Genomic DNA, 26,147 nt, shown 5'->3' with positions numbered 1-26,147 from the left:
ACGCTGCATGTTCAGAAGTTACCTGCGGTTGCTGCTGTTCACTTTCGGCCTGCTGGCCGGTATCCAGGTTCCGGGGCTGGTCAAGGACTACAGCCAGCGGGTCGAGGCGCACCTGTTCGAATCACGCGAGGCGCTGGATGGCTTCCGGCAAACGGCCGAGCGCTTTTTCAAAGGTGACTTGCAGGCGTTGCTGCAGCATTACCGCAGCAGTGACGACCCGGTGTTCAACAGTGATGCCAACAGCATCGAAAGCCTGATGATCCGCAACGAACTGTTGGAAAACGAATGGCAAGCGCTGCAAGCGCCATGGGCGCAACGTACCTGGCATGTGCTGGTGCAGGCTGATCAGCAGTTACGGGAAGAAACGCTTAATAGCTACAGCTACCAGATTCTGTTGGTGCCCGAGGCGGTCGGCTGGGGTGTAGGGGCCGGGTTTGTGCTGGCCTTTGTGGTTGAGAGCCTGTTGCTCGGGATTGGCTGGGTGATCCTCGGCGGGCGGCGCAGGGCGGTCAAAGAGAGCTGGCGTTGAGCTCGCCACAAAATTTGTAGCGCCTGTGAGACCGAGCGCCGCCCGCGCGGCGCATCGCGAGCAAGCTCGCTCCTACATTTGTTTCGGGCCAGTCATTCCTGTGACAGGCGCACGCGACCGCCTTGCTTGTACGACGCGATATCGAGTCTTGCGCCAAGGCGTTCGCGCGCAAATCTTGTAGGAAGAATTGGCCCGAAAAAATGTAGGAGCGAGCTTGCTCGCGATGCGCCGCGCGGGCGGCGCTCGATCCCACAGGCGCCGCAATTCCAACGGCAAGCATCTACGAAACCAACACAATCCGCTGCCCCCCCACATCTCGGGCATACAGCTCCAGCACCTGCCGGCAAACCCCGACCACTTCATCCACCAGCGCCACCCCGGTCTGCCAGGCCACCACCAGCTCCAGGCTGGGCGGGGGTTGTAGCCCTTCCAGCAACACCAGCTCGCCCCGGCCCAACTCGGCATCCACCAACGCTGGCGGCAACGCGCCAATACCAAACCCATCGCGCAACAGCCGGGTAATCGCCGCCACCGAGTTCACGCAGTTCAGCCGCGGCGCCTCAGCCCCCGCAGCTTGCAGCAAGCTCAGTACCTCCTGGTGCGGCCGTGAATTCTTCGAGAATGTGATGATGCGCTCGCGCCCAAGCTCGGCCAGCGATGCATAGTCCCGGTGCTGGTGCGAGCCTGCCGCCACCACCCAGCCCATCGGGTAGCGCGCCAGGTCCAGGCTGCGGATCGACTGCTCACGCAGCAGGTCGGTCTGCAGGATTACATCGAGAAAACCCTTCTGCAGCTGCTCGCGCAGGTTCAGCGCGGTGTCGGCCACCAGTTCGATCTCCACCTGCGGGTAGCGCTCGGTCAGCTCTGCCACCAGCGCGCTCATCCAGGTGTGGATCACCGTGTCCATCACCCCGATGCGAATGCGCCCGACCTTGGCCCGGTCGCTGTCCAGCGACTGCTTCATGGCCTTGGCGGTTTCCAGCATGCGCTCGGCGTATTCCAGCACCTTGCCGCCTTCCGGGGTCAGGCTGACCCCGCGGGAATCGCGCAGCAGCAGCTTCACGCCCAGGTCTGCCTCCAGCGCGGCAATGCGGCTGGACACCGAGGCCTGGGTGGTGAACAGCTTTTCTGCGGTCAGGCGGAAGCTCTTGAGCCGGGCGACCCAGACGAAGGTTTCGAGGAAGCGAAGGTTCATGATCAGTTTTTCTTGTTCCAGACCGGCGGTTTTTCTCGTTGGACGCAGGCGGCGTGGCCTCTGAACAATGGTGCCCAGGCCGCGACGCTTTATGTCGCCCATAAAACAATACCAACAAGCCGAGGCATCCATGAACCCCACCGGCGTGCAGCAGCAGGTCAGTTCCCCACCTTCGTCCGGGCCTTTCGCCTGGTACCGCGATATCGACAAACAGCAACGGCGCACCTTCTGGAGCTGCAAGATCGGCTACGGCCTGGACGGCATGGATACGCAGATGCTCAGCTTCGTCATCCCTACGCTGATCATGCTGTGGGGTATCACCACCACCGAAGCAGGGTTGATCCACACCAGCACATTGATCGCCTCGGCCGTAGGCGGCTGGGTCGCCGGCATCCTCTCCGACCGCATCGGCCGGGTGCGTACCCTGCAACTGACGGTGCTGTGGTTCGCCTTCTTCACCTTCCTGTGCGGCTTTGCCCAGAACTACGAACAGCTGCTGATCGCCCGCACCCTGATGGGCTTTGGCTTCGGCGGTGAATGGACTGCTGGCGCGGTATTGATCGGCGAGGTCATCCGCGCCCAGGACCGTGGCAAGGCGGTGGGCATGGTGCAATCCGGCTGGGCCATCGGCTGGGGCCTTACGGCGATTCTCTACGCGCTGCTGTTCTCCTGGCTGCCGCCAGAGCAGGCCTGGCGGGCGCTGTTCCTGCTGGGGCTGGTGCCGGCTGTCTTCGTGATCTTCGTCCGTCGCCTGGTCAAGGACCCTGAGGTGTACCGCGAGGCCAAGGCGGTGGAAAACGCCGAGGCACCTTCGCACTTCTACGAAATTTTCGCCCCGGGCATGCTCTGGACCACTGTACGTGCGTCCCTGCTGACCACCGGTGCACTGGGCGGCTACTACGCCATCACTTCGTGGCTGCCGACCTTCCTCAAGAACGAGCGCGGCCTGAGCGTGCTGGGCACGGGTGGCTACCTGGCCATGGTGATCGTTGGCTCGTATGTGGGTTATGTGGTCAGCGCGTACCTGTCCGACCTGCTGGGGCGCAAGAAGAACTTCATCCTGTTCGCCGTGGGCTCGTTCGTCATCGTGCTGCTGTACACGCAAATGCAGGTCAGCGATGGCGTGATGCTGTGGCTGGGCTTCCCGCTGGGCTTCTTTGCTTCGGGCATCTTCAGTGGCATGGGCGCGTTCCTCACCGAACTGTTCCCCACGCGCATTCGTGGCTCGGGGCAAGGCTTCTGCTACAACATCGGCAAGGTCATTGCGGCGCTGTTCCCGTTGATGATCGGCATGCTTGGCCAGAATGTGCCACTGGGCCTGGGTATCGGCGTGTTCTCCGCAGTGTCCTACGGGATTGTTATCGTGGCGGCCTTGAGCCTGCCGGAAACCCGCGGCAAACAGCTCAAGGCGCGGTAAGGTAGGGCTATGGACAACAACAAGGGAGACCGCGTGGTGGAACGCCTGCTACTCAATTGCGACATGGGCGAGAGCTTCGGCAGCTGGCGCATGGGCCTGGACGCCGAGGTGATGCCCTACATCGATTGCGCCAACATCGCCTGTGGCTACCACGCGGGTGACCCCGGCATCATGCGCCGCACCGTGGCCCTGGCGCTGGAGCATGGGGTGACCATCGGCGCGCACCCCGCTTACCCGGACCTGGTCGGCTTCGGCCGCCGCTCCATGGCTTGCAGCCCGGAAGAAATCCGCGACCTGCTGCACTACCAGATCGGTGCGCTGGAGGGTATCTGCAAAGTGCTGGGGGGCCGCGTGGCCTATGTGAAACCTCATGGCGCGCTGTACAACGACATGATGGCCGACCCGCTCAAGCTGCGCACGGTGCTGGAGGCCGTGGCAGCCTACGACAGCAACCTGCCGCTGATGCTCATGGCCACTGCCGACAACCGTGCTGCCCAGGCCCTGGGCGATGAAGTCGGCGTGCCGCTGTGGTTCGAAGCGTTCGCCGACCGCGCTTATACCGCCAGCGGCCACTTGGTGTCGCGACGCCTGCCCGGGGCCGTGCATCACGACCCGGCACTGGTCGTTGAGCAGGCCGTGCGTCTGGCTCGGGGCGACACCCTGGTGGCGGACGATGGCAGTGCCCTGCGCCTGCACGCCAGCACCCTCTGCGTGCATGGCGACAACGACAGTTCGGTGGCAGCGGTGCGGCAGATACGCCAGGCCCTTGATGCCCTGGAGGCACGATGAAGCCGCGCATCGAAGTGGTGGCCATCGACAGCCTGATGGTGCGCCTGTTCGACGGTATCGACGAGGCCAACATGCCGTGGATGCTCGCCGCCAGTCAGCGCCTGAGCGCCGCGTTCGGTAAGCACTTGGTGGACCTGGTACCGTCCTACACAACGCTGATGGTGCAGTTCGACTTGCCGCCGGGTGAGGCGAGGGCGCTGATCACCCAGGCGCTGGACGGTTTGCAGCCAGACGTCGGCAGCGGTGGTCGGCGTCATGAGATTCCAGTCTGGTATGACGCCAGCGTCGGCCCTGAACTGCCCGTTCTGGCGGCCCGCAGCGGCTTGAGTGAAGCCGATGTCATCCGCTTGCACAGCGAGCGCGACTATCCGGTATTCGCTTTGGGCTTCGCCCCCGGTTTCGGCTTCATGGGCCTGGTGGACGAGCGCCTGGCCAGCCCGCGCCTGAGCACCCCGCGCAAGCGCGTGGCGGCGGGTAGCGTGGGCATTGCCGAGCGGCAGACGGCAGCGTATCCGGCGGTATCGCCGGGCGGCTGGAACCTGATTGGCCGTACCCCGGTGCGCCTGTTCGACCGGGGTCGCGAGGGCTACAGCCTGTTGCAACCCGGTGACCGGGTGCGCTTCGTGCCGGTTTCGCGCAGCGAATTCCTGGCCTTGGGTGGTGATGTGGAGGCGCAGGCATGAAGCAGTTGAAGATCGAGGCCAGTACGCCGTTGTGCCAGTTGCAGGACGCCGGGCGCTTTGGCGTGCGCCACTTGGGCGTAACCCAGGGCGGCGCGCTGGACTGGGTGGCGATGCACTGGGCCAACTGGCTGCTGGGCAACCCGTTGGGAGCACCGGTGGTCGAGGTGGCGCTGGGTGGGTTCTGCGTGGTGGCGGAGCAGGATTGTGTGCTGGCCTTGGCCGGTGCCGACCTGGATGCGCGGGTTGATGATCAGCCGGTTGCGCCTTGGCGTAGCTTTGCCCTGGGCAAAGGGCAACGTTTGACTTTGACGCAGCCGAAGCAAGGCGTGCGGGCTTATCTGGCGGCGCCGGGCGGTTTCCAGGCTGAAGACGTACTGGGCAGTTGCGCCACGGTTGTGCGGGAAGAATTGGGCGGTATCGATGGCCAAGGCGCTGCACTTGCCAAAGGCCAGGCGCTGGCATTTACCGGCGGCCCTGCAGCCCTGTGCGAAGTGCCGCAAGCGTTGCGCCCGCAGTATGTACATAAGCCTGTGCTCGACCTGGTGATGGGCGCGCAGATTGGCGACTTCAGCGGTATCAGCCTGTTCGAGGCGTTCAACAGTGACTGGACGCTGGACAACCGGGCGGACCGCATGGGCATCCGCCTGCTGGGGCCGCAGCTGGTCTATCAGGGCGCGCCGATGATTTCCGAAGGTATACCGCTGGGGGCTGTGCAGGTGCCGCCGGATGGGCAGCCGATCGTGCTGCTCAATGACCGGCAGACCATTGGCGGTTATCCACGGTTGGGGGCGTTGACGCCGTTGGCGCTGGCGCAGTTGGCGCAGTGCATGCCTGGGACAGTGGTGCGGTTCAGGGCGGTGGTGCAGGATGAGGCCTGGCGGGAGCATCAGGCTTTTGGAGTGCGTTGGCTTTGAGATTTTTGGGGCTGCTTTGCAGCCCATCGCGACACAAGGCCGCTCCTACAGGGGATCGCGTATCTTTGTAGGAGCGGCCTTGTGTCGCGATGGGCCGCAAAGCGGCCCCATACTCACTTGGACAGGTACCGCATCCCTTCCTCCAACCCCTGCAAGGTCAGCGGGAACATCTTGTCTTCGATCAAATCCCGCACCAGATGGGTCGAAGCCGTGTAGTCCCAGGCCTGCTTCGGATACGGGTTGATCCAGATGATCTTCCTGAATTTCTCCATGAAGCGCTGCATCCACACATACCCGGCCTCTTCGTTCCAGTGCTCCACGCTACCCCCCGGTTGGGTGATTTCATAGGGCGCCATGGCCGCGTCACCCACGAACACCACCTTGTAGTCGTCGCCATACTTGTGCAGCAGGTCGAAGGTGGAATACCGCTCCGAGGTGCGGCGCAGGTTGTTCTTCCACACCGACTCGTACACGAAATTGTGGAAGTAGTAGTACTCCAGGTGCTTGAACTCGGTCTTGCACGCCGAAAACAGCTCTTCGCAGACCTTGATGTGCGCGTCCATCGAGCCGCCGATGTCGAACAGCAACAGCAGCTTCACCGTGTTGCGCCGCTCAGGGCGCATCTGGATGTTCAGCAACCCGGCATCACGCGCGGTGTGGTCGATGGTGCCGTCGATGTCCAGCTCTTCGGCGGCACCCTCACGGGCGAACTTGCGCAGCCGGCGCAGGGCCAGCTTGATGTTGCGCGTGCCCAGTTCCACCTGGTCGTCCAGGTTCTTGTACTCGCGCTGGTCCCACACTTTTACTGCCTTGCCCTGGCGCTTGCCGGCTTCGCCCACGCGGATACCCTCGGGGTTGAAGCCGCCTGAGCCGAACGGGCTGGTACCGCCAGTGCCGATCCACTTGTTGCCACCGGCGTGGCGCTCCTTCTGCTCTTCAAGGCGTTTCTTGAATTCCTCGATCAGCTTGTCCAGGCCGCCAAGGGACTGGATCTGTGCACGCTCTTCGTCCGTGAGCGAGCGCTCGAATTCCTTGCGCAGCCAGTCTTCGGGGATCAGTGCCTCGATGTGCCGGTCGAGGTTTTCCAGGCCCTTGAAGTAGGCGGCGAACGCCCGGTCGAACTTGTCGAAATGGCGTTCGTCCTTCACCAGAATGGCGCGGGCGAGGTAGTAGAATTCGTCCATGTCGGCGAACACCACGCGCTTTTGCAGGGCCTGGTGCAGGTCCAGCAGCTCGCGTACCGACACCGGCACCTTGGCCGCGCGCATTTCATTGAACAGGTTGAGCAGCATGGCCCGGCTCCTGTCAGCGGTTGCCGCGCCGGCTCATGAAGGCCAGGCGCTCCAGCAGTTGCACGTCCTGCTCGTTCTTCACCAGCGCACCGGCCAAGGGCGGGATGGCCTTGGTCGGGTCGCGCTCGCGCAGCACCGCTTCACCGATGTTGTCGGCCATCAGCAGCTTCAGCCAGTCGACCAGCTCGGAGGTGGACGGCTTTTTCTTCAGGCCCGGTACCTTGCGCACGTCGAAGAACACATCCAGCGCCTCGCTGACCAGCGACTGGCTGATGTTCGGATAGTGCACGTCGACGATCTGCTGCAGGGTAGTGCGGTCGGGGAAGGCGATGTAGTGGAAGAAGCAGCGGCGCAGGAAGGCGTCCGGCAGCTCCTTTTCATTGTTGGATGTAATGATGATGATCGGACGCTGTTTGGCCTTGATGGTCTCGTCGATTTCGTAGACGTAGAACTCCATCTTGTCCAACTCTTGCAGCAGGTCGTTGGGGAACTCGATGTCGGCCTTGTCGATTTCGTCGATCAGCAGGATGACCCGCTCTTCGGCCTCGAAGGCCTCCCACAGCTTGCCCTTTTTCAGGTAGTTGCGCACATCGTGCACCTTGTCCACACCCAGTTGCGAGTCACGCAGGCGGCTCACCGCGTCGTACTCGTACAACCCCTGATGGGCCTTGGTGGTGGACTTGATGTGCCAGGTGATCAGGCGCGCGCCGAACGAGGCAGCCAGCTGCTCGGCGAGCATGGTCTTGCCGGTGCCGGGCTCGCCCTTGACCAGCAGCGGGCGTTCGAGGGTGATGGCCGCGTTCACCGCCAGTTTCAAGTCGTCTGTGGCGACGTAGTCGCGGGTGCCTTCGAACTTCATGGGGTTGTCCTCTGTTGTAAGCCTGTATTGGCCTCTTGGCCGGTACAGGCAACACCTGTTTGTAAGTTGTTACCGACTATAACGCGGGGTCAGGCAGCTGCAAACGCAGACCGGGTATTCAGTCTCTGAATGCCCCGTCACATCTGCAGGCTTTACGGGCTTCGGGGGCAGGCTTACCCTTGAGGTCTTTCCCTGCTCTTTTTCATGCCAAGGACCCCTGCCATGAGCCGTATCTTTGCAGACAACGCCCACTCCATCGGTAACACGCCGCTGGTGCAGATCAACCGCATCGCCCCGCGCGGCGTGACCATCCTGGCCAAGATCGAAGGGCGCAACCCGGGCTACTCGGTCAAGTGCCGCATTGGTGCGAACATGGTTTGGGACGCCGAGAGCAGCGGCAAGCTCAAACCGGGCATGACCATCGTCGAGCCCACCTCGGGCAACACCGGTATCGGCCTGGCCTTCGTCGCCGCTGCCCGTGGCTACAAACTGATGCTGACCATGCCCGCTTCCATGAGCCTGGAGCGCCGCAAGGTACTGAAGGCACTGGGCGCCGAACTGGTACTGACCGACCCGGCCAAGGGCATGAAGGGTGCCATCGAGAAGGCCAACGAAATCGTCGCGTCCGACCCGGCCCAGTACTTCCTGCCGGGCCAGTTCGAAAACCCGGCCAACCCGGCCATCCATGAAAAAACCACCGGCCCGGAAATCTGGAACGATACCGACGGCGCAGTCGACGTACTGGTGGCGGGTGTGGGCACCGGCGGCACCATCACCGGTGTATCGCGCTACATCAAGCACACCCAGGGCAAGGCCATTCTGTCGGTGGCCGTTGAGCCCGCTTCGTCACCGCTGATCACCCAGACCTTGGCAGGCGAAGAACTCAAGCCCAGCCCGCACAAGATCCAGGGCATCGGCGCCGGTTTCGTGCCAAAAAACCTCGACCTGTCCATCGTCGACCAGGTGGAAACGGTAACCGATGAAGAGTCCAAGGCCATGGCCATCCGCCTGATGCAGGAAGAGGGCATCCTCTGCGGCATTTCCTGTGGCGCAGCCATGGCCGCTGCCGTGCGCCTGGCCGAAAAGCCGGAAATGCAAGGTAAGACCATCGTCGTAGTCCTGCCGGATTCGGGCGAGCGTTACCTGTCGAGCATGTTGTTCAGCGACATGTTCAGCGAGCAGGAAAACCAGCAGTAATCGGCCTTGCCGCTGACCCGGCGCAACAATCGGCGGCCTGGTTTATTGCAAAATCTTCATGAATGCGATCCCGCCCGGGTTGTTTTTACCTCGGCGGGATCGGTTTATGATGGCAGGATGATTTTCAGGAGAGCAGGACGCGCAGCCCTGGCTCTTCCCCAAGGAGTGAAAGCATGACCTTTTCCTTTGCAGCCAAGGCGGGTGTCTTGCTGGTGTTTTTCGGCAGCGTGCTGTTCGTGCACCTGCGCGGCAAGGCCCGCCTGCCGGTGTTGCGCCAGTTCGTCAACCATTCGGCGCTGTTCGCCCCGTACAACGCTTTGATGTACCTGTTCTCCGGCGTGCCGTCCAAGCCCTACCTGGACCGTCAGCGCTTCCCTGAACTGGACGTGTTGAAAGACAACTGGCAGGAAATCCGCGAAGAGGCCATGCGCCTGTTCGACGAGGGCTACATCCGCGCCGCCGAGAAGGACAATGACGCCGGTTTCGGCTCGTTCTTCAAGAAAGGCTGGAAGCGTTTTTACCTGAAGTGGTACGACAAACCTCTGCCTTCGGCCGAAACGCTGTGCCCGCGCACCGTCGAGCTGGTCAGCAGCATCCCCAACGTCAAGGGTGCGATGTTTGCCCTGCTGCCTGGCGGCAGCCACCTGAACCCGCACCGTGACCCGTTCGCAGGGTCCCTGCGCTACCACCTGGGCCTGTCCACGCCCAACTCCGATGCCTGCCGTATTTACGTCGATGGCCAGGCGTATGCCTGGCGTGATGGCGAGGACGTGATGTTCGACGAAACCTACGTGCACTGGGTCAAGAACGAGACCGACGTTACCCGCGTCATTCTGTTCTGCGACATCGAACGCCCGCTGAGCAGCCCGCTGATGACCCGCATCAACCGCCAGGTCAGTGCCTTCCTCGGTCGCGCCACCGCGCCGCAGAATACCGATGACGAGCGCGTGGGCGGGATCAACCAGGCGTATGCGTGGAGCAAGCGCTTCAGCAACAAGATCAGTGGCCATGTGAAGCAGTTCAAGCGCGCCAACCCCAAGGCCTACCGCGTGCTGCGGCCGGTGCTGGCGGTGGTGGTGGCTTACTTGCTTTATCGCTGGCTGTTCTGATGGCAGGGTCGGCCTCTTCCAGGGTTTAGCCGCGAAGAGGCCGGTTCAGGTTGTTGCCCAATCCAGCATTCACCGCTATATTCCGAAACACACATCTTCCCTGAAGACTTGAACATGCCAGCCATCCCTTCCACCGCAAGCTTTGCCATCGCGCCAGTCGCGGGCATGGTCGTGCGTGGCAGCCAGCAGCCGGCCATGATCAGTCACTACCCACCACCTGTCAGTGGCGTTGTAGGCGGCGTAGCTCCGCCTCCTTGCGTGGTCGTGCTGGGCTGATCGGCTTCTGGCCGAACCCTTTCGCACACGCAACCTACTGAACACGGTCGGCTACTTCCCCTGCTGAAGTCTACGCCCACCGTTCGGCTTATTTGCCCGAATACAGGTGCATACATGTCTGTCTTTTCCAAAACTTCCGTGGCCTCGGCGGCCACTACCAGCCTGTTCGTCCTACTGTGGAGCAGCGGCGCGATTGTCTCCAAGCTGGGCCTGGCGCATGCCAGCCCGTTTGCCTTCCTGCTGTTGCGCTCGGCGCTGGCCCTGGTCGGTCTGCTGCTGATCGGCCCGCTGCTGGGGCTGCGCTGGCCGCGCAGCCGTGGGGCTATCCTGCGGGCACTGGGTACCGGGTGTGTGCTGCTGGGCGCGTACCAGATCTTCTACTTGCTGGCGCTCAACACCCATGTCACCCCCGGCGTGATGGCCACGGTGATGGGGGTTCAACCTATCCTGACCGTGGTGCTGATGGAGCGCCAGCGTTCCTGGAGCCGACTGTTCGGCCTTGGGTTGGGGCTGGGTGGCTTGATCATGGTGGTCTATCAGGGCATCAACCTGGGCGGCGTTTCGCTGGCGGGGATGCTGTTCGCCTTGCTGGCGCTGGCCAGCATGACCTTGGGCTCTATCCTGCAGAAACGCATCACCGATAACCCCATGGGCACGCTGCCGTTGCAGTACCTGGCCGGCTTTGCCATGTGCGCGCTGTTCGCACCGATGCAACCGCTGCATGTCGAGTGGACAGGCGGCTTCGTCGGCGCGCTGCTGTGGATGGGCCTGGTCGTCTCGCTGCTGGCAACCTTGCTGCTGTACCGGCTGATAGCCAAGGGCAACCTGGTCAATGTCACCAGCCTGTTCTACCTGGTGCCGGCAGTGACCGCAGTGATGGACTTCCTGATCTTCGGTAACCGCCTGGCACCGCTCAGCCTGCTGGGCATGGGGCTGATCGTGGTGGGCCTGCTGTTCGTGTTTCGCAAACCCTCTGGCCGGTTGGCCGAGGCGTAAGCCTTAGCGGAACTCTTCGGGGATGGTGTGGCGCAGCACGCCTTCCTCGAAGTCCAGCAAGCCGGCTTCGCGCTGGGTGAGCAGGTAGTAGAGCAGGGTATCGAGCGATCGCTGCGACGGCACCTCGACAGCCAGCATCTTCACGGCCTGCTCGGTTTCGCAGTTGCAGCCGAAGTCCTGCAAGGCTGCGCGAACCTGGTCCAGGGTTTCCGGCGGTTTGACCACCACCCGAAACACCGAGCTGCCGCTGCGCTGGCGCAGTTCGGCGAACCAGGTCTCGCCGGCTTCTTCACGGGTGCCGATCACGTCGCCCGGGGCGATGCCGTAAACGTGGAAGGGAATATTGTCGACGGCATAGCCGCCTTCCACGGCTTTTGCCCACAGGCCCTCGACCGAGGCCGGTGGGTAGCCGGTCTCGTCCTGTTCCAGGCGGAACAGGACTTTCTTGTACGCGCTGTTCATCGTGTACCCCGCTTCAGCTGCGCGCCGGGCGCAGCACCAGCCACAGTGCCACGCCAATCAGCAAGCCACCGTACAGGTGTGCCATCGACAGTGGCTCGTCCAGCAACCACGCCCCCCACAATACGCCGAATGCCGGGATCAGGAAGGTTACGGTGCTGGCTTTTACCGGGCCGATTTCTTCCAGCAGGCGGAAGTACAGGATATAGGCGAATGCGGTGCACAGCAGGCCCAGGCCCAGCAGCGACAGCCAAACCTGCCAGCCGCCCCAGCTGGCGGGCGGTTGGGTGAGTGCGCTCCAGCCGAACAGCGGGCTCAACATGAGGGTGGCACCGAGCATGCTGCCCAGTGCTGAAAGGCGGCTGTCCAGGCCACTGACCCAGCGGCGGGCGATGAACCCGGCAAAGCCGTAGCAGGTGGTGGCCGCCAGGCAGGCGAGGGCGCCTTGCACCAAGGCCATGTCCAGTGCCACCGGGCCGGCGCCACTGAGGATGCCGACGCCGAACAGGCCCAGGAAAATGCCGCAAAGCTTGGGCAGGGTCATGGGTTCGCGGAAGAACAGCACGCCGATGAGTACGCCCATCAGTGGCGTGGTAGCGTTGAAAATGGCCGAATAGCCGGCCGGCAACACCTGGGCCGCTACGGAATAGAAGGTGGCGGGGATGCCGGAGTTGATCATGCCCAGCACCAGGCAGGCGCCGAGCTTGCCCTGGAAGTCCCAACGTACGCGGGCGGCGGCGACGATGGCGACCAGGCCCAGGCAAGCGATGGACACACGGAAGAACGCGGTCGGCACCGTGCCCAGCTCCGGGGCGATGATGCGCATGAACAGGAAACTCGCCCCCCAGACGGCGGCAAGGGTTAGCAGGCGGACTAGGGCGATGGGGCTCACAATGGTCTCCGGAAGCAGGGCAGGGGCGCGAGTTTACGCGAGGGGGCGGGGAGATTCTTGTGCTTTCTTGCGGTGTAATCCTGTGCGGCTAAGCTGTCTATCTCACCCCGCACCGAGGTGTTCCGCATGACCCAGCACTGGCCTGCCGGCGAGATCGCCCGGATGATCCTCGATGGCTTTGACGACTACCGCGAGCATTTTCGCCGCATCACCCTCGGTGCCCGTGAGCGATTCGAGCAGGCGCGTTGGCAAGATTGCCAGCGCGCAGCCGCCGCGCGGATCAACCTCTATGAAAAGAAGGTCGGCGAGGTCAACGGCTGGTTGCGGGATGCGTTCGATGACGAGGTGCTGCTGGAGGTCGGCCAGTGGCCCTTGGTGAAAAGTGCCTACATAGGCCTGATCGACCCGCGCCTGGACGATGAACTGTCGGAAACCTGGTACAACTCGCTGTTCTGCAGCCTGTTCAGCCATGACCAGATCAGCGACGGCTGCATGTTCATCCACACCACCCGGCCGTCGATCCGCAGCCACCAGCGCGCTGCGCAAACCCGAACCTATTGCCCCGATGGCAGCCTCAGGGGCCTGTTGCGGGCGATCTTCGCCGACTACGCATTCGTCTATGGCGACCTTGAAAGCGACCTGTCACGCCTTGAGGAACAGCTGCGCGAATGCCTGCCGGACTGGGTCTGCAAGGACCCGACGCTGGCGGTGGAGCTGTTTTCACCGGTGTTGTATCGCAACAAGGGGGCCTATCTGGTCGGTCGGCTTTACAACAGCGACGAGCAGTGGCCACTGGTGATCCCGCTGTTGCACCGCGAAGGGCATGGCGTAGAGGCCGATGCGCTGATTACCGACGAGGCCGAGGTGTCGATCATCTTTTCCTTCACCCGCTCGTACTTCATGGTCGATGTGCCGGTGCCGGCCGAGTTCGTCAACTTCCTCAAGCGCATCTTGCCCGGCAAGCACATTGCCGAGCTGTACACTTCAATCGGTTTCTACAAACACGGCAAGTCGGAGTTCTACCGGGCGCTGATCAACCACCTGGCGGGCAGCGACGACCGCTTCGTCATGGCACCCGGTGTGCGTGGCATGGTCATGAGCGTGTTCACCCTGCCGGGCTTCAATACGGTGTTCAAGATCATCAAGGACCGTTTTTCGCCCTCGAAAACCGTTGACCGCGCCACGGTGATCGACAAGTACCGGCTGGTGAAAAGTGTCGACCGTGTCGGGCGTTTGGCCGATACCCAGGAATTTGCAGACTTTCGCTTCCCGCGTGACAAGTTCGAGCCAGAGTGCCTGGCCGAGTTGCTGGAGGTGGCGCCATCGACCGTGGCGCTGGAGGGTGACACGGTGCTGATCCGCCACTGCTGGACCGAGCGGCGCATGACGCCGCTGAACCTGTACCTGGAGCATGCCAGCGAGGGCCAGGTGCATGAGGCGCTGGAAGACTATGGCCTGGCCATCAAGCAGTTGGCGGCGGCGAACATCTTCCCGGGTGACATGTTGCTGAAGAACTTTGGAGTGACGCGTCATGGCCGGGTGGTGTTCTACGACTATGACGAAATCAGCTTTTTGACCGAAGTGAATTTCCGCCATATCCCGCCGCCGCGTTACCCGGAAGACGAAATGTCGGGCGAACCGTGGTACTCGATCGGCCCGCATGATGTATTTCCCGAAGAGTTTCCGCCGTTTCTGTTTGCCGATATCGGCCAGCGGCGGTTGTTCAGCCGCTTGCATGGGGAGTTGTATGACGCGGATTACTGGAAGGGGCTGCAGGCGGCGATTCGAGAGGGGAAGGTGATTGATGTGTTTCCGTACCGGCGCAAGGGGCGGTGATTGGCAGTCACCCCTTCAAACACTTCAACTCACTGAAATCCGTCCGCACCTTGCCCAACCGATCCTGCAAAAACCGCCGCTGCTGCGGCGTGCTTTGCTGCACCAGGTCCACCAGTAAACTGCGGGCCTGCCGCTCGGTATTCTGAAACGCCGCACGATACGCCGGCGTCCACAAACTCTCCTTGCGCTGCAGCAACGTCGCCAGCCGCGGCTCGAAACTGGCGTCATTGCGCTGGTTCATCGCCAGCAGCAATTGCTGCTGCCAGTGGGCACGGTTGGCGATCCATTCGCGGTTCTGGTCACCCAGCGCCTGCGACCAGGCCTGCACCCGCTGCTTTTGCACTGGCGTCAGTTCCCCCAGCCATGGCGTCAGGCGTTTTTCCATGCGCTCGGTACGGCGGGCGATCTGTTTGGCCAGCGGTGTATCCACATACTGCTTCTGCCGTTCGCTGATGTCGTCGCGGAAGGCATCGCGCATTTCCGCCACTTGGGTGTCGCTCATGCCACGCAGCAGTTCAGTGGCCGACGGGGTGATTTCTTCTGCTACCCGGCCAATCGCCTCGCGGGCCTCATGGGTACGTTGCTGCAGGGCCTGGTCGGTCACCTGGTCGTCAGCGACCATGCCGCGTACCCGGTCCAGCCAGTCGAGGTAACCGGGCAGCTGGGTCTTGCAATGCCAGGCCAGGTGCTCGCGCAAGCGGTCGTCGAGCATGGCCTTCTGCTCGCGGTTCATGTCCAGGTAATCGCCCAGCGACCACGGCACCAGGCGATCGAGGTTGCGGTAGGCCAGGTCGATACGGCTGCAGGCGGCCAGGGCCAGGGCGAAGCCGATAGCGACAAGCAGGGCTTTGGGCAGGCGTACAGGCATGAGCTGTTCCTTGCGGTGGCGGCCAATCGGTAGAGGTAAGGGTAGCCTCAGGGTTCCATTGCATCGCGGCAATGGCAGTTTCCTTCCATCGGCAATGTCACTATTATTGCGACTAATTCTTATCCGCATCGTTACAAGGATGATTGCGTGTACAAGGTCCCGCCTGCACCGCACGATGACATGCACTGCCTGTACCGCGACCACAGCGGCTGGCTGCAAGGCTGGCTGCGCCGACGTCTGGGCGACCGGGAGCGAGCGGCGGACCTGACCCAGGACACCTTCGTGCGCCTGATCGCCAGCACGGTCGCCCACCCGTTGCGCGAGCCGCGCCATTTTCTGGCGACGGTGGCCAAGCGGGTGATGGTTGACCACTTGCGCAGGCGGTCATTGGAGCAGGCCTATCTGGAAGCCATGGCCCTGGAGCCGGAACTGGTGGAGGCGTCACCGGAACATCGGGTCGTGCTGCTGGAAACGTTGCTGCAACTCGATGCCATGCTGGACGGCCTGAACCACAAGGTGCGCCAGGCGCTGTTTCTTTCACACCTCGAAGGCTTGAGCTATGCCGAAATTGCCGAACGCCTGGGTGTGTCTGTCAGTTCGGTGACCAAATACATCGCCAAGGCCACTGAGCAATGCCTGTTGTTCGCGCTGGATGCCGAGCTGTGAGCCCGGCGCAGCAAAGGCAGGCGCTGCGTGATGCGGCGCAGTGGCATGCCCGCTTGAGTGCCGGGGTGGACTACCCGGCGCTCTATCAGCGTTGGCAGGCCTGGCACCAGGGCGACCCGGTTCATCAATGGGCCTGGCAGCGTTTGGAGGCATTTCACGCCGAGTTGCGCAGTGTGCCGGCGACCGTGGCGCAACGGACGCTGGTGGTGGAACCGCCACTGGCAGGCAGGCGTACCGTGCTCAAGGGCATGGTGCTGGGCCTTGGTGTGTCAGGCCTGGCCTGGACCGGCTATCGGCAGACGCCGCTGTGGCTGGCCGATGTGCGCACTGCCACGGGTGAGCGGCGTCAGCTGCGGCTGGAGGATGGCACAGAGCTGACGCTGAACACGGCCAGCGCCGTGGACATTCGTTATGACCACCAGCAGCGGCTGATCATCCTGCGTGCAGGGGAAATCATGGTGACCACGGGCAAGGACATACGGCCACTCAGCGTGCGCAGCCAGCAGGGCGAGATGCGAGCGCTGGGCACGCGCTTTGTTGTGCGCCAGCTAGACGGGCAGACCGAACTGGACGTGCTCGAACATGCCGTTGCCGTGCGCAACCGGGCAGACGCCGAGCCGCTACGGGTGGAAGCGGGCATGAGCCTGCGTTTTGGTCCAGGGCCATTGCCTGCGCCGCAGGTACTCGACCCCAATCGGGACGAGTGGGTGAATGGCCGGCTGGTGATCGACAACTGGCCGCTGGGGCGGGTGCTGGATGAATTGCAGCGCTATCGTCCGGGCTTTATCGAATGCGCCAAGCAAGTTGCGCACCTGCGCCTTTCCGGCGCCTTCCCGCTGGACGATACGGCGCGTGCGCTGGAGGCGATTGCCCAGGCGCTGCCGGTGCGTATCGAGACCCGCACACGGTTCTGGGTACGGGTGCGGCCTTTGGGCTGATGCTGTATCGGTTTTTTAAAAATATTTCTCGTTTGCATTGTCGGTTTTCCGGTTTCACACGACCCCTCCTGCAAACCGCCACTACAGGCCTTTGAAGGAGCCCCCCATGCATCGCCGCGTTACGCCCCACAGCTACCCTAGAAAACCCCTCGTCGTTGCCATGTTCAGTGCCGCGTTGCTGCTGCAGGCCGGCGTGGTCCATCCGCTGAGTACCGCTGGGCAGGCCAGTGCTGCCGAAGCCGCACGCAGTTACGCCATCGCCGCCGGACCGCTGGGCGCGGTGCTCAGCCGCTTTGCCAGCGATGCCGGGGTGGTGTTGTCGTTCGAGGCTGAATTGACCCAAGGCAAGCACAGCCCGGGGTTGCAGGGGGCATACAGCGTCGAGCAAGGTTTCGCCCGGCTGCTGGCAGGAAGTGACCTGCAGGTGATGGCCGCGAGCAATGGCAACTACGTGCTGTTGCCTCGCTCGAAGGATGGGGCGCTTGAACTGGGTGCGACCAGCATCAATGCTTCGGGTTTGGGGGCTACGACGGAGGGGACTGGGTCATATACGACCGGGTCGACCAGTACGGCGACGAAGATGAATTTGTCGATTCGTGAGACGCCGCAGACCATCACCGTCATTACCCGCCAACGCATGGATGACCAGCACCTGGCGAGCATGACCGATGTGCTCAACCAGACCCCGGGCATTACCATGTCCCAGGACGGTGGTGAGCGTTTCAACATTTACTCCCGTGGCAGCGCAATAAACACCTACCAGATTGACGGTGTCACCACCACGCAGGAAAACCAGACACGCAACATGCCCAGTACGTTGCTTGATATGGCCCTGTACGATCGAGTCGAAATCATTCGCGGCGCAACCGGCTTGATGACAGGCGCTGGCGACCCGAGTGGTGTTGTCAACCTGATCCGCAAGCGTCCGACCCGTGAGTTCAAGTCTCACATTCAGGCAGGGGTTGGCTCATGGGATTATTACCGTGCCGAGGCGGATGTCTCAGGGCCACTGACAGAAGACGGTAATATTCGTGGACGATTCGTTGCAGTCAAACAGGACAACGACACGTTTATGGACTGGTACAGTCAGAAGCGCGATCTGGTCTACGGCGTGCTTGAAGCAGACCTGAGTGAAACCACCGTTGGCCGTTTCAGCATTGACCACCAGAAGTATCGTGCCGATGGGGGGCCGGGTGTTCCCATGCTGTTCAGCAATGGTCAGCCGACTGATTTCTCCCGTTCCAACAGTTCCGGCGCACGCTGGATGTACGACGAAATAGAGACCACCAATTATACGTTTGGCCTTGAGCAAGAATTGGCCAACGACTGGCAGTTCAAGATCGCCGCCAACTACATGGATGTGGACCGCGATACCGATTCCGCCTATCTGCGTACGACAACAAACGTTGCCTATATCAACCAGGCAACCGGTGCAGTACCGATCATCCCGGCCAGGGCCAAGGCTACCCAGACCCAGAAGGGTGTCGACGTCACGCTTCAAGGCCCATTTGAGTTGCTGGGGCAGCGCCATGAAGTGATCATGGGCTACAACTTCCAGGATTATGAAAACCAGCACGACGAAGCCGACGCGCCTTCTACGACGATTGATTATTACAACTGGAATAACCAGGTGGCGAGGCCAGCTGACGACAGCTACGTGCCTTTTCTGGACTACAACGTCGCTAGCCGGCAGAGCGGGTACTACCTCGCAGGCAGATTCAACGTCACTGACGACTTGCACTTCATTCTCGGTGCCCGTGTTTCCAAGTACAACTACGATTACTCGCTGAATGTGCTGACCAGCATCACCCGAACGCCGCCAACCAAGATCCGCGAGAATGGTGTTGTCACCCCTTATGCCGGAATTGTCTACGACCTGACAGCTGAGCAGTCTGTCTATGCCAGTTATACCGACATCTTCAAGCCGCAGTCCTCGGAAGATGTCTCCGGGCATACCCTCGAACCTGTAGTTGGCAAAAACTACGAACTGGGTTGGAAAGGTGAATTTTATGAGGGCCGCCTGAATGCCAATGCGGCCGTCTACTTCATTCAGCGCGATAACCTCGCAGTCGAAGATGGCACCAACAAGACACCTACGCTTACCCAGGCCTATCGGGCTATTGATGGTGCAGAAACCAAGGGTATTGATCTTGAACTGTCGGGTGAGGTGCTACCGGGTTGGAACATCCAGACAGGCTACAGCCATTCACGCACTGAAGATTCCGACGGCAACCGTCAGAATACTCAGCTCCCTATGGACACCTTCCGGCTGTGGACGACTTACCGCTTTCAGGGTGACTGGAGCAAGCTGACCATTGGCGGTGGTGCAAACTGGAACTCGAGTTCGTCTCTGTCTTATGTACGCTTGAACACACGCGTGACGCAAGATGACTACACCGTTGCCAGTCTGATGGCCCGATATCAGATCAATGACAATTTGTCGGCCACGGTCAACGTGAACAACCTGTTCGATGAGAAGTACTACGCAGGTATGGCCGGTAGCTATGCCCACTACGGAGCCCCACGTAACACCATGCTGAACCTGCGCTACGATTTCTGATCCATCGCCCCACAAGCTCAAGTTCAAAGGGGCAACCGTCCGGAAGCTTTGACACCACCCCATGTCTATCCGGAAAATAGCCCCCTTGTCTTGAGGATCATCAGAAATGGCTCTGCTTGGGCGTTACAACAGTTTGCAAATCGTGAAACACGTGGATTTCGGCCTGTATCTGGACGGCGGTGCCGACGGCGAGATCCTGCTGCCCGGGCGCTACATCCCGAAAAACGCCGAAACCGAGGTGGATGACTGGCTGAACGTGTTCATCTACCTGGACAGCGAAGACCAGCTGATCGCCACCACCGAAAAGCCCAAGGTGCAGGTGGGCGAGTTTGCCAGCCTCAAGGTCAAGGACATCAACGGTGCCGGTATCTTCCTGGACTGGGGCCTGTCCAAGGACCTGATGATGCCGTACTCGGAAGAAGCACGGCAGCTGAAGATTGGCGATTACTGCGTGGTGCACGTCTACCTCGACAAGCGCACCCGCCGCATCACCGCCACCTCACGCCTGGACCGCTACCTCGATGTTACCCCGGCCGACTACAAAGTCGGGCAACCGGTCGAGTTGCTGGTGGCCGGCGAAACGCCAATGGGCTTCAAGGCCATCATCAACAACCGCCACTGGGGCCTGATTCACAAGAATGAGGTGTTCAAGTTCCTGCGTTCGGGCATGCACGAGAAGGGCTTCATCAAGGAAGTGCGCCACGACGGCAAGATTGCCCTGAGCCTGCAGCCAGTGGGTGCGGCCCTGGCCGACAGCCTGCAGGAGCAGATCATGGCACGCCTGGACGCTGAAGGTGGGGTGCTGGGCGTGTGCGACAAGAGCGACCCGGCGCTGATCAGCAAGCTGTTCAACGTCAGCAAGGGCAACTTCAAGAAGGCCATTGGCGGGTTGTTCAAGCAGGGTCTGATCGTCATCCATGACGATCGTATCGAAAAGGTCTGACTGCCCTTACGCCTGCACGAAGTTGCGGAAGTCCAGCTGCTCGCCACCCGGACGGGTGTCGCGCAGCAGCGAGTCGCGGTCGGCGCTGAGGGCCAGGCTGATGGTGGAGCGGCGCTTGCCGGGATTGCGCACTTCCATCTGCTCCAGGTGAGCCTTGAGGAAGTTGGTGGGCACCTTCAGGTGCTGCAGTTCATCGCTTTCTGGGGTGTGCAGCAGCAGGTTGACCCAGTCGGCCTGGCCTTTGCCCAGCAGCTTCACGGGCACTTCGAACCACCACAGGTTGCGTTTGTTGTCCAGGATGGCGAACAGCGTGTTGTTGCTGTTCAGCACCGGTTTGGCCAGTGCTTCGTTGCGCCGGGCGATGGCGGCGGGTTTGTCGAGTTTCATGCAGGTTCCTGCGGGTTGACGCTATGAAGGCCTGCATTGTGAGGGGTGGCACTGGGCGGGGCAAGGTTTGTGATTTGCGATGCCTGGACCGGCCTCTTCGCGGGTAAACCCGCGAAGAGGCCAGTAGCCTTACCGCCGAACCGGCAGGCTCAACTCGGAAGTAGCCCCATCAGCAGTCGTCACCGTCGCAGTAAAGCTGCGCAACCCGCCGATATTCTCCAGCACCTGGGCAAACCGCGCCTGCCCCTGCTCGTCACTGTTCACCAGCACGTCCCCAAGGTACTGCTCCGCCTCGGTGCCATCGGCCTGGGCATTACCAAAGAACTCCACGCGCAACAGGCTCGACACCGGCCCCTGCACCTCGCCGCGCAATACATTGCCTTCCAGCGCCATCAGCCGTGGCGCCTGCTGGTTGTGGTTAGGCAGCGGCTGGCAAGGCTTGGGCTCGCCCTTGGCATCACAGATGATCGCCTGGTCCTGCTTGGGCAAATCGGCCCCCACCCCGCGCGAACCCACATACAGCGCATGCGCCTGCGCCGGGACGCCAAACACGATGGCGCCGGTGCGCTGGTCGGGCACGCACGAACCGCCAGCCTCACAGCGGCGGATATCCTGGCTGTTACCCCAGATGCGGTTGGCGCTCAGGCGCGTGGCGGTCGTGTCCGGCTCCGGGCGCAGGGCCACGCCGATGCGGTTACCGTGGATCAGGTTGCCGTCGAGGATGTTGCCCTCGCCGGTCACGCTGACCCCGATCGAGTTGCCGCTGAAGGTATTGGCTGCCAGGTAATTGCGCTTGCCCCAGTTGATCTGCAGGCCGTCGGAGTAGTTCTCGAAGCGGTTGCGCACCACGCTGTTGTCGTTGCCCAGCAGAATCTCGATGCCTTGCGAGGGCTCCGGGTTGGCAGCGGTGGAGCGGAACAGGTTGTCGGCCACCAGGTTGAACGCCGCGCCACGGGTCAGCTCCAGGCCGTCGCCATTGTCGATCAGCTGGTTGCGCAGCACCTTGTTGTTGTTCGTGGTGGTGGCGGTGGGGTTACCGGCGCCGTCGTCACCGGTCAGCATGATGCCCGCGCCGCCTTTGTTGGCGACGATGCGGTTGTCTTCGATCACGTTGCCGCTGGCGCGGTTGACCAGGATGCCGATGCAGAAGTTGCGCACCTCCAGGCCGCTCAAATGCACGCCTTGAGTATCGCGCAGCACCAGCCCAGGGTGGGTGGTGGTGCGCACGTTGGTGCCGAACTGGCCGGGCAGGGCGCCGGGGCAGGTGCGCACGCCTTGGTCCTTGATGTAAGCCGAACCGTCGATGGCGATGTATTGGCCATCGCGTGCCCAGGGCAGGCCAGTGATGCGCACCGGGCCTTTGATTTCTGGCAGTGGGCTATTGGGGCGGATGACGTAGGGCGGCTTGCCCACTGCCGCAATGTCGATGCGGTAATGGCCGGGGTTCTGGTTGCTGGTTTCGATGGCCCAGCGTAGCGAGCCGGGTTGGCCATCGTCGGCGTAATGCTCGACACTCAGGGTTTCAGGGTTGGCCGGTGCGGCGGCCAGGGTGGGCAAGGGGAGCAGTGGCAGCAAGGCCACCAACGCAGGCATCAGACGCATGGGTGCGGGTATCCGGAAAACATTGTTTTTATGAAGTGCCAGCCTGCTTTGGGCGGACGTTTGCGGGGGATTCTAGGGCAGGGCTGATGGCATCGCGCGGGCGCAGGGGCGATTCGGTGCGGTATTCGCCCGTAGTTTTACCGCTTGGCGCACGCGTTACAAATCCATTGAAACTCCTGGCGAGGGCGTTGGGTCCACCGACTGTCGACACGGTTCACGTGTCTCCCATTGCAGGAGTTTTGCCATGAGCGGTACTACAGACAAAGCGAAAGGCCTGGCCAACGAAGCGATCGGCAACATCAAGCAGGGCGTCGGCAAGGTGACCGACAACGACAAGCTGCGGGCCGAGGGCAAGGCGCAGGAGCTGAAAGGCGAGGCGCAGCAGATCAAGGGCAATGTGAAGGATGCGGTGAAGAAGCCTTGATTCGAGGCTGGCTGACCCGGCCTGTTCGCGTCTGACCTGCGCGAACAGGCTGGTATTTACGTAAGCAAATTCTTCCAGCACGGCCGGGAGCAGCACAGCAACCGCATGGTCTATTAGACTTGTCTGTTGTAACGATCAAGCGGCGAAAGGAGACGCTATGATTTTCCCCGACCTGCGCGGGCTGCCCCTACACCGCGTGCTGGTACGCACCGTCAAGGAATTCCTTGACGACGAGATGTCCACCTATGCCTCCGCGCTGGCTTACCAAGCGCTGTTTTCGCTATTCCCCTTCTTGCTGTTCCTGATTGCCCTGATCGGTTTCCTGCACCTGCCAGACTTCTTCTCCTGGCTGCGCCTGCAAACCGAGCTGGTGCTGCCGCCCCAGGCACTGGAGCAGGTAAACCCGGTAATCGACCAACTCCAGCAGTCCAAGGGCGGGCTGCTGTCGGTGGGTATCGTGATTGCCCTGTGGACCGCGTCGGCGGGCGTGCGCCTGATGATGAGCGCAATGAACGCCGCCTACGACGTACCTGAAGGCCGGCCGGTATGGAAGCGCATACCCCTTTCCATCATCTACACCGTGGGCCTGGCCGGCATGCTACTGGTAGCGGCGGCGCTGATGGTGCTGGGGCCGCAAGTGATGGAGTGGATTGCCTCACAGGTGGGCATGCAGGAGTTCATCGTCACGCTGTGGACCATCTTGCGCTGGCCGGCAATCATCATGCTGCTGATGGTGGCGGTGGCCGTGATCTACTACGTGATGCCCGACGTGAAGCAGAAGTTTCGCTTCATCACACCCGGCTCGGTGCTGGCGGTGGTGGTGTGGATTGTGGCCTCGCTGGGCTTTGCCTACTACGTGAAAACCTTTGCCGACTACAACGCCATGTACGGCAGCATTGGTGCAATCATCGTGCTGTTGCTGTATTTCTATATTTCCGCCGCCGTGTTGCTGCTGGGCGCGGAAATGAACGCGGTGATCGAGCACATGTCGAGCGAGGGCAAGAACCCTGGCGAGAAGGATTTTGAAGGGCACAAGGCCCCGCAAACCATTACCGTGCTGGGCCACGAACACCCGCAACCGAGCGAGCCCCAACCCTCCGAGCCGAACTCCAGATGATCCGTGAAATTCTCAAGATGGGCGACGAACGCCTGCTGCGCATCGCCCCGCCCGTGCCCGAGCACCTGTTCGGCACGGCCGAACTGCAGCAACTGATCGACGACATGTTCGAAACCATGCGCCATGTGGGCGGTGTCGGCCTGGCCGCGCCGCAGATTGGCGTCGACCTGCAGTTGGTGATCTTCGGCTTCGAGCGCAGCGAACGTTACCCGGATGCCGAAGCGGTGCCGCAGACCATTTTGCTCAACCCGGTCATCACACCGACCTCCACCGAGGTCGAGGACGGCTGGGAAGGCTGCCTGTCGGTGCCTGGCCTGCGTGGCGTGGTGCCGCGCTTCAAGCACATCTGCTACGAAGGGGTCGACCCCCAGGGCAACCCGATCAACCGCTTTGCCGACGGCTTCCATGCACGGGTGGTGCAGCACGAGTGCGATCACCTGATCGGGCGGCTATACCCGTCACGCATTCAGGACTTCGCCAAGTTCGGTTACACCGAGGTGCTGTTCCCGGGGCTCGACGTCAGCGACGACTGAGCGCGCTCCAGCGCTACCAGGCGTTTGCTGCGCTGGTAGCGCAGCAGGCGGCTTGCCAGGCTTTCGGGCAGTTGCCCGGCCATGTGGAAACCCAGGCGCTGATAGAAGGGCACCAGGTCCGGGTGGCAGAACAGCCAGGTTGGGCCATTGGCCTGCTCCAGCGCCGCTTCGATCAAGCGTCCGGCCATCCCCTTGTTGCGCTGTTGCGGGTCGACGAACAACCCGGTCAGCCAATAGCCATCGCCCACGGGGCTCAGGCTCAAGCCTGCAATGATGTCCGGCGCCCTCGCCACCCACAGTTGCGCATCACTCGCAGCACGCATGCGCGAGCCGTGCTGACGGTAAAAATGGTCCAGTAGTCGGCGTTCTGTGTCCGAAAGCGTCGAGCAGTGAAGATAATTTAATGAAATGGCGAGTCCTGCCCTGAAAGCTGGCCAGAGGCTCTGGCTTGATGTTTTGCGGCCAATTTGACGCAGATTGTTGCAAATCCGGCAAGGGTGAATATCCGACTACGGGGTTCAACTATTGCCAAGCGGGAGTAGACTTTTACACATCCCCCCTGGCAGTACGAAGCGGGATCGGTACTTCGTGCCATCTTCACCGTAGATGGCAACTTCTCCGCGCCGTTCACGGCAATAGAAGTCAATCGATCAGCTTGAATGCTCAAAAGGCAAACCCACATGAAACCATTACTGATTCTTGCATTGGTCGGTATGTCCTCGTTCGCCCTCGCCGATGAGGCTACCCCCGTCTCCAGCCAGCCTGTGGCCCAGCAGTATGACTACTCCATGAACCTGGACATCAAACGGGTGATCAACCTGTCGACCATCCCCAATGTCTGCGAAGTGGTACCTGCCACCATGACCTATGAAGACCACCAAGGCCAGGTGCATACCATCCAGTACCGGGCCATGGGTGAGGGGTGTCAGCAGGGCTGATCAGGCCTTGGTAGGGTGCTGATGGCCCTCGCACCATCCTGTCGCCAGGGGGCCATCAGCTTTGTTGCAGCTCAACCGATGAAAAATCCTGAATGAATATCGAGGAAAAAGTGCTATCTTAATTTGATAGCATTTTTCGATGAACACTCGATACCGCAAAATTCTTGAAGCCATTTTCCGAACGCCGACCACGGCGTCGTTGGCGTTCTCCGAGATTGAGGCATTGGTACTTCACCTGGGTGGCCAGGTGCAGGAACGGCAAGGCTCCAGGGTCAAGATGATGCTGGGTGACCACTTTTGGAGGTGTCATCGGCCTCATCCAGGTAAAGAAGCCAAGCGGTATCAGATTGAAGAAGCCCGCGAATTCCTGTTGCGGGCAGGAGTCAGGACATGAGTTGCATGCGCTACAAAGGCTATGCCGCGCGTATCGAGTACGACGAGCGTGATGACATCTTCGTTGGCCGTGTGCTTGGTATGCGAGACATCATCAGTTTTCACGCAAGCTCGGTGCCCGAATTGCATGAAGCGTTCCGCGATGCGTTGGAAGATTACCTGGCTGATTGTGCAGAGCAGGGCATCACGCCTGAGAAGCCTGCCTCGGGTAAAGTCATGCTGCGAATCCGGCCGGAGGTTCATGCTGCCGCGAGTGTCGCTGCCCGTGCTGCTGGCAAAAGCCTGAACCAGTGGGCTGATGAGGTCTTCGAACAAGCTGCCATGGTCTGAGCCAG

29 protein-coding genes are annotated in these 26,147 nt (G+C 61.7%); 20 read left to right on the top strand and 9 right to left on the bottom strand.

All coding sequences use genetic code 11. The features are described 5' to 3' along the window. Positions 1-7: 7 nt before the first annotated feature. Entirely contained in the window at positions 8-529 is a 522-nt protein-coding gene (locus QQ992_RS21115) for a DUF2937 family protein (RefSeq protein WP_286110912.1), read from the top strand. Positions 530-809: 280 nt separating this feature from the next. Here QQ992_RS21115 and QQ992_RS21110 read toward each other — a convergent pair whose 3' ends face one another. Then, positions 810-1,724 carry a LysR family transcriptional regulator gene (locus tag QQ992_RS21110; protein WP_286110911.1) on the bottom strand — a complete coding sequence of 305 codons (915 nt, stop codon included), beginning with the start codon at positions 1,722-1,724 and terminating at the stop codon, positions 810-812. A gap of 130 nt (positions 1,725-1,854) precedes the next feature. Between QQ992_RS21110 and QQ992_RS21105 the strand changes: the two genes are divergently transcribed. From QQ992_RS21105 to QQ992_RS21090, 4 genes are read left to right on the top strand one after another with little or no spacing between them, the layout of a single operon-like run. Further along, a complete protein-coding gene (locus tag QQ992_RS21105) occupies positions 1,855-3,141 on the top strand; it encodes an MFS transporter (RefSeq protein ID WP_286110910.1) in 1,287 nt (428 codons plus the stop codon). A 9-nt stretch (positions 3,142-3,150) separates the two neighbouring features. Next, entirely contained in the window at positions 3,151-3,930 is a 780-nt protein-coding gene (locus QQ992_RS21100) for a 5-oxoprolinase subunit PxpA (RefSeq protein WP_286110909.1), read from the top strand. Continuing rightward, on the top strand, positions 3,927-4,613 hold the full coding sequence (gene pxpB / locus QQ992_RS21095; protein WP_286110908.1) for a 5-oxoprolinase subunit PxpB: 687 nt from the start codon (positions 3,927-3,929) through the stop codon (positions 4,611-4,613). The genes QQ992_RS21100 and pxpB overlap by 4 nt, the downstream gene beginning before the upstream one ends. Beyond that, entirely contained in the window at positions 4,610-5,527 is a 918-nt protein-coding gene (locus tag QQ992_RS21090) for a 5-oxoprolinase subunit C family protein (protein WP_286110907.1), read from the top strand. The genes pxpB and QQ992_RS21090 overlap by 4 nt, the downstream gene beginning before the upstream one ends. Positions 5,528-5,640: 113 nt before the next feature. Here QQ992_RS21090 and QQ992_RS21085 read toward each other — a convergent pair whose 3' ends face one another. Next, a complete protein-coding gene (locus QQ992_RS21085) occupies positions 5,641-6,819 on the bottom strand; it encodes a vWA domain-containing protein (RefSeq protein ID WP_119369140.1) in 1,179 nt (392 codons plus the stop codon). Between the two features lie 13 nt (positions 6,820-6,832). Next, positions 6,833-7,678, bottom strand: coding sequence for an AAA family ATPase (locus QQ992_RS21080; protein ID WP_012273667.1), 846 nt, complete (start codon positions 7,676-7,678; stop codon positions 6,833-6,835). A 222-nt stretch (positions 7,679-7,900) separates the two neighbouring features. On the opposite strand from QQ992_RS21080, the gene cysK reads away from it, so the two are divergent. The 4 genes from cysK to QQ992_RS21060 all read left to right on the top strand — a co-directional run bounded on the left by cysK (position 7,901) and on the right by QQ992_RS21060 (position 11,256). Next, entirely contained in the window at positions 7,901-8,875 is a 975-nt protein-coding gene (gene cysK, locus QQ992_RS21075) for a cysteine synthase A (RefSeq protein ID WP_105945425.1), read from the top strand. 173 nt (positions 8,876-9,048) lie between these two features. Beyond that, positions 9,049-9,984 (top strand): aspartyl/asparaginyl beta-hydroxylase domain-containing protein, encoded by a 936-nt coding sequence (locus tag QQ992_RS21070; protein ID WP_105945424.1) that lies wholly within the window; start codon positions 9,049-9,051, stop codon positions 9,982-9,984. Positions 9,985-10,098: 114 nt separating this feature from the next. Further along, positions 10,099-10,260 (top strand): hypothetical protein, encoded by a 162-nt coding sequence (locus QQ992_RS21065; RefSeq protein ID WP_286110906.1) that lies wholly within the window; start codon positions 10,099-10,101, stop codon positions 10,258-10,260. A gap of 114 nt (positions 10,261-10,374) precedes the next feature. Then, on the top strand, positions 10,375-11,256 hold the full coding sequence (locus QQ992_RS21060) for a DMT family transporter (RefSeq protein WP_286110905.1): 882 nt from the start codon (positions 10,375-10,377) through the stop codon (positions 11,254-11,256). Positions 11,257-11,259: 3 nt separating this feature from the next. Here QQ992_RS21060 and QQ992_RS21055 read toward each other — a convergent pair whose 3' ends face one another. Together QQ992_RS21055 and QQ992_RS21050 are read right to left on the bottom strand one after the other, a co-directional pair. After that, the gene (locus tag QQ992_RS21055) at positions 11,260-11,718 is read right to left on the bottom strand and encodes a DUF4265 domain-containing protein (protein ID WP_119369143.1); all 459 of its coding nucleotides are present in this window, start codon (positions 11,716-11,718) and stop codon (positions 11,260-11,262) included. Positions 11,719-11,731: 13 nt separating this feature from the next. Next, a complete protein-coding gene (locus QQ992_RS21050) occupies positions 11,732-12,607 on the bottom strand; it encodes a DMT family transporter (RefSeq protein ID WP_286110904.1) in 876 nt (291 codons plus the stop codon). Between the two features lie 126 nt (positions 12,608-12,733). On the opposite strand from QQ992_RS21050, the gene aceK reads away from it, so the two are divergent. Further along, complete coding sequence (gene aceK, locus QQ992_RS21045) at positions 12,734-14,443, top strand: bifunctional isocitrate dehydrogenase kinase/phosphatase (protein ID WP_286110903.1); 1,710 nt, start codon at positions 12,734-12,736, stop codon at positions 14,441-14,443. 7 nt (positions 14,444-14,450) lie between these two features. On the opposite strand, the gene QQ992_RS21040 is transcribed toward aceK, so the two are convergent. Then, a complete protein-coding gene (locus tag QQ992_RS21040; protein WP_286110902.1) occupies positions 14,451-15,311 on the bottom strand; it encodes a DUF6279 family lipoprotein in 861 nt (286 codons plus the stop codon). 147 nt (positions 15,312-15,458) lie between these two features. Between QQ992_RS21040 and QQ992_RS21035 the strand changes: the two genes are divergently transcribed. The 4 genes from QQ992_RS21035 to QQ992_RS21020 all read left to right on the top strand — a co-directional run bounded on the left by QQ992_RS21035 (position 15,459) and on the right by QQ992_RS21020 (position 20,418). Then, entirely contained in the window at positions 15,459-15,977 is a 519-nt protein-coding gene (locus tag QQ992_RS21035; RefSeq protein WP_286110901.1) for a sigma-70 family RNA polymerase sigma factor, read from the top strand. Beyond that, entirely contained in the window at positions 15,974-16,915 is a 942-nt protein-coding gene (locus tag QQ992_RS21030) for a FecR domain-containing protein (protein WP_286110900.1), read from the top strand. Before QQ992_RS21035 ends, QQ992_RS21030 begins: the two co-directional genes overlap by 4 nt. Positions 16,916-17,021: 106 nt before the next feature. After that, positions 17,022-19,475 carry a TonB-dependent siderophore receptor gene (locus tag QQ992_RS21025; protein ID WP_286110899.1) on the top strand — a complete coding sequence of 818 codons (2,454 nt, stop codon included), beginning with the start codon at positions 17,022-17,024 and terminating at the stop codon, positions 19,473-19,475. A 106-nt stretch (positions 19,476-19,581) separates the two neighbouring features. Further along, positions 19,582-20,418 (top strand): CvfB family protein, encoded by an 837-nt coding sequence (locus tag QQ992_RS21020; RefSeq protein WP_286110898.1) that lies wholly within the window; start codon positions 19,582-19,584, stop codon positions 20,416-20,418. A 6-nt stretch (positions 20,419-20,424) separates the two neighbouring features. Here the strand turns inward: QQ992_RS21020 and QQ992_RS21015 are convergent, their stop codons facing one another. Then, positions 20,425-20,805: a hypothetical protein gene (locus QQ992_RS21015; RefSeq protein ID WP_286110897.1), complete on the bottom strand. Its 381-nt coding sequence runs from the start codon at positions 20,803-20,805 to the stop codon at positions 20,425-20,427. Positions 20,806-20,934: 129 nt separating this feature from the next. After that, a complete protein-coding gene (locus QQ992_RS21010) occupies positions 20,935-22,407 on the bottom strand; it encodes a right-handed parallel beta-helix repeat-containing protein (RefSeq protein ID WP_286110896.1) in 1,473 nt (490 codons plus the stop codon). A gap of 244 nt (positions 22,408-22,651) precedes the next feature. On the opposite strand from QQ992_RS21010, the gene QQ992_RS21005 reads away from it, so the two are divergent. From QQ992_RS21005 to def, 3 genes are all read left to right on the top strand, one after another. After that, complete coding sequence (locus tag QQ992_RS21005) at positions 22,652-22,831, top strand: CsbD family protein (RefSeq protein ID WP_060498688.1); 180 nt, start codon at positions 22,652-22,654, stop codon at positions 22,829-22,831. Positions 22,832-22,988: 157 nt separating this feature from the next. Continuing rightward, positions 22,989-23,948: a YihY/virulence factor BrkB family protein gene (locus QQ992_RS21000; protein WP_286110895.1), complete on the top strand. Its 960-nt coding sequence runs from the start codon at positions 22,989-22,991 to the stop codon at positions 23,946-23,948. After that, entirely contained in the window at positions 23,945-24,481 is a 537-nt protein-coding gene (gene def / locus QQ992_RS20995; RefSeq protein ID WP_286110894.1) for a peptide deformylase, read from the top strand. The genes QQ992_RS21000 and def overlap by 4 nt, the downstream gene beginning before the upstream one ends. Here the strand turns inward: def and QQ992_RS20990 are convergent. Continuing rightward, the gene (locus tag QQ992_RS20990) at positions 24,436-24,804 is read right to left on the bottom strand and encodes a GNAT family N-acetyltransferase (RefSeq protein ID WP_350156366.1); all 369 of its coding nucleotides are present in this window, start codon (positions 24,802-24,804) and stop codon (positions 24,436-24,438) included. The genes def and QQ992_RS20990 overlap by 46 nt on opposite strands. Positions 24,805-25,161: 357 nt before the next feature. Here QQ992_RS20990 and QQ992_RS20985 point away from each other — a divergent pair, with 357 nt between their 5' ends. The 3 genes from QQ992_RS20985 (at position 25,162) to QQ992_RS20975 (ending at position 26,142) form a co-directional block, all read left to right on the top strand. After that, positions 25,162-25,419: a DUF2790 domain-containing protein gene (locus QQ992_RS20985; RefSeq protein ID WP_016711914.1), complete on the top strand. Its 258-nt coding sequence runs from the start codon at positions 25,162-25,164 to the stop codon at positions 25,417-25,419. Positions 25,420-25,558: 139 nt separating this feature from the next. Then, positions 25,559-25,813, top strand: coding sequence for a type II toxin-antitoxin system HicA family toxin (locus QQ992_RS20980; RefSeq protein ID WP_105945413.1), 255 nt, complete (start codon positions 25,559-25,561; stop codon positions 25,811-25,813). Then, positions 25,810-26,142: a type II toxin-antitoxin system HicB family antitoxin gene (locus QQ992_RS20975; protein WP_119369149.1), complete on the top strand. Its 333-nt coding sequence runs from the start codon at positions 25,810-25,812 to the stop codon at positions 26,140-26,142. Before QQ992_RS20980 ends, QQ992_RS20975 begins: the two co-directional genes overlap by 4 nt. Positions 26,143-26,147: the final 5 nt, after the last annotated feature.

Source organism: Pseudomonas kurunegalensis, from assembly GCF_030291635.1.
GTDB lineage: Bacteria > Pseudomonadota > Gammaproteobacteria > Pseudomonadales > Pseudomonadaceae > Aquipseudomonas > Aquipseudomonas monteilii.
Note: the sequence above shows the minus strand (reverse complement) of the source record. Positions and strands in the feature narration are given on the sequence as shown.

Bases quoted from the DNA above. Each gene is read 5' to 3' on its own strand.
- QQ992_RS21115 (WP_286110912.1), top strand. From the start codon at position 8: ATGTTCAGAAGTTACCTGCGGTTGCTGCTGTTCACTTTCGGCCTGCTG.
- QQ992_RS21110 (WP_286110911.1), bottom strand. From the start codon at position 1,724: ATGAACCTTCGCTTCCTCGAAACCTTCGTCTGGGTCGCCCGGCTCAAG.
- QQ992_RS21105 (WP_286110910.1), top strand. From the start codon at position 1,855: ATGAACCCCACCGGCGTGCAGCAGCAGGTCAGTTCCCCACCTTCGTCC.
- QQ992_RS21100 (WP_286110909.1), top strand. From the start codon at position 3,151: ATGGACAACAACAAGGGAGACCGCGTGGTGGAACGCCTGCTACTCAAT.
- pxpB (WP_286110908.1), top strand. From the start codon at position 3,927: ATGAAGCCGCGCATCGAAGTGGTGGCCATCGACAGCCTGATGGTGCGC.
- QQ992_RS21090 (WP_286110907.1), top strand. From the start codon at position 4,610: ATGAAGCAGTTGAAGATCGAGGCCAGTACGCCGTTGTGCCAGTTGCAG.
- QQ992_RS21085 (WP_119369140.1), bottom strand. From the start codon at position 6,819: ATGCTGCTCAACCTGTTCAATGAAATGCGCGCGGCCAAGGTGCCGGTG.
- QQ992_RS21080 (WP_012273667.1), bottom strand. From the start codon at position 7,678: ATGAAGTTCGAAGGCACCCGCGACTACGTCGCCACAGACGACTTGAAA.
- cysK (WP_105945425.1), top strand. From the start codon at position 7,901: ATGAGCCGTATCTTTGCAGACAACGCCCACTCCATCGGTAACACGCCG.
- QQ992_RS21070 (WP_105945424.1), top strand. From the start codon at position 9,049: ATGACCTTTTCCTTTGCAGCCAAGGCGGGTGTCTTGCTGGTGTTTTTC.
- QQ992_RS21065 (WP_286110906.1), top strand. From the start codon at position 10,099: ATGCCAGCCATCCCTTCCACCGCAAGCTTTGCCATCGCGCCAGTCGCG.
- QQ992_RS21060 (WP_286110905.1), top strand. From the start codon at position 10,375: ATGTCTGTCTTTTCCAAAACTTCCGTGGCCTCGGCGGCCACTACCAGC.
- QQ992_RS21055 (WP_119369143.1), bottom strand. From the start codon at position 11,718: ATGAACAGCGCGTACAAGAAAGTCCTGTTCCGCCTGGAACAGGACGAG.
- aceK (WP_286110903.1), top strand. From the start codon at position 12,734: ATGACCCAGCACTGGCCTGCCGGCGAGATCGCCCGGATGATCCTCGAT.
- QQ992_RS21040 (WP_286110902.1), bottom strand. From the start codon at position 15,311: ATGCCTGTACGCCTGCCCAAAGCCCTGCTTGTCGCTATCGGCTTCGCC.
- QQ992_RS21025 (WP_286110899.1), top strand. From the start codon at position 17,022: ATGCATCGCCGCGTTACGCCCCACAGCTACCCTAGAAAACCCCTCGTC.
- QQ992_RS21020 (WP_286110898.1), top strand. From the start codon at position 19,582: ATGGCTCTGCTTGGGCGTTACAACAGTTTGCAAATCGTGAAACACGTG.
- QQ992_RS21015 (WP_286110897.1), bottom strand. From the start codon at position 20,805: ATGAAACTCGACAAACCCGCCGCCATCGCCCGGCGCAACGAAGCACTG.
- QQ992_RS21010 (WP_286110896.1), bottom strand. From the start codon at position 22,407: ATGCGTCTGATGCCTGCGTTGGTGGCCTTGCTGCCACTGCTCCCCTTG.
- QQ992_RS21005 (WP_060498688.1), top strand. From the start codon at position 22,652: ATGAGCGGTACTACAGACAAAGCGAAAGGCCTGGCCAACGAAGCGATC.
- QQ992_RS21000 (WP_286110895.1), top strand. From the start codon at position 22,989: ATGATTTTCCCCGACCTGCGCGGGCTGCCCCTACACCGCGTGCTGGTA.
- def (WP_286110894.1), top strand. From the start codon at position 23,945: ATGATCCGTGAAATTCTCAAGATGGGCGACGAACGCCTGCTGCGCATC.
- QQ992_RS20990 (WP_350156366.1), bottom strand. From the start codon at position 24,804: ATGCGTGCTGCGAGTGATGCGCAACTGTGGGTGGCGAGGGCGCCGGAC.
- QQ992_RS20985 (WP_016711914.1), top strand. From the start codon at position 25,162: ATGAAACCATTACTGATTCTTGCATTGGTCGGTATGTCCTCGTTCGCC.
- QQ992_RS20980 (WP_105945413.1), top strand. From the start codon at position 25,559: ATGAACACTCGATACCGCAAAATTCTTGAAGCCATTTTCCGAACGCCG.
- QQ992_RS20975 (WP_119369149.1), top strand. From the start codon at position 25,810: ATGAGTTGCATGCGCTACAAAGGCTATGCCGCGCGTATCGAGTACGAC.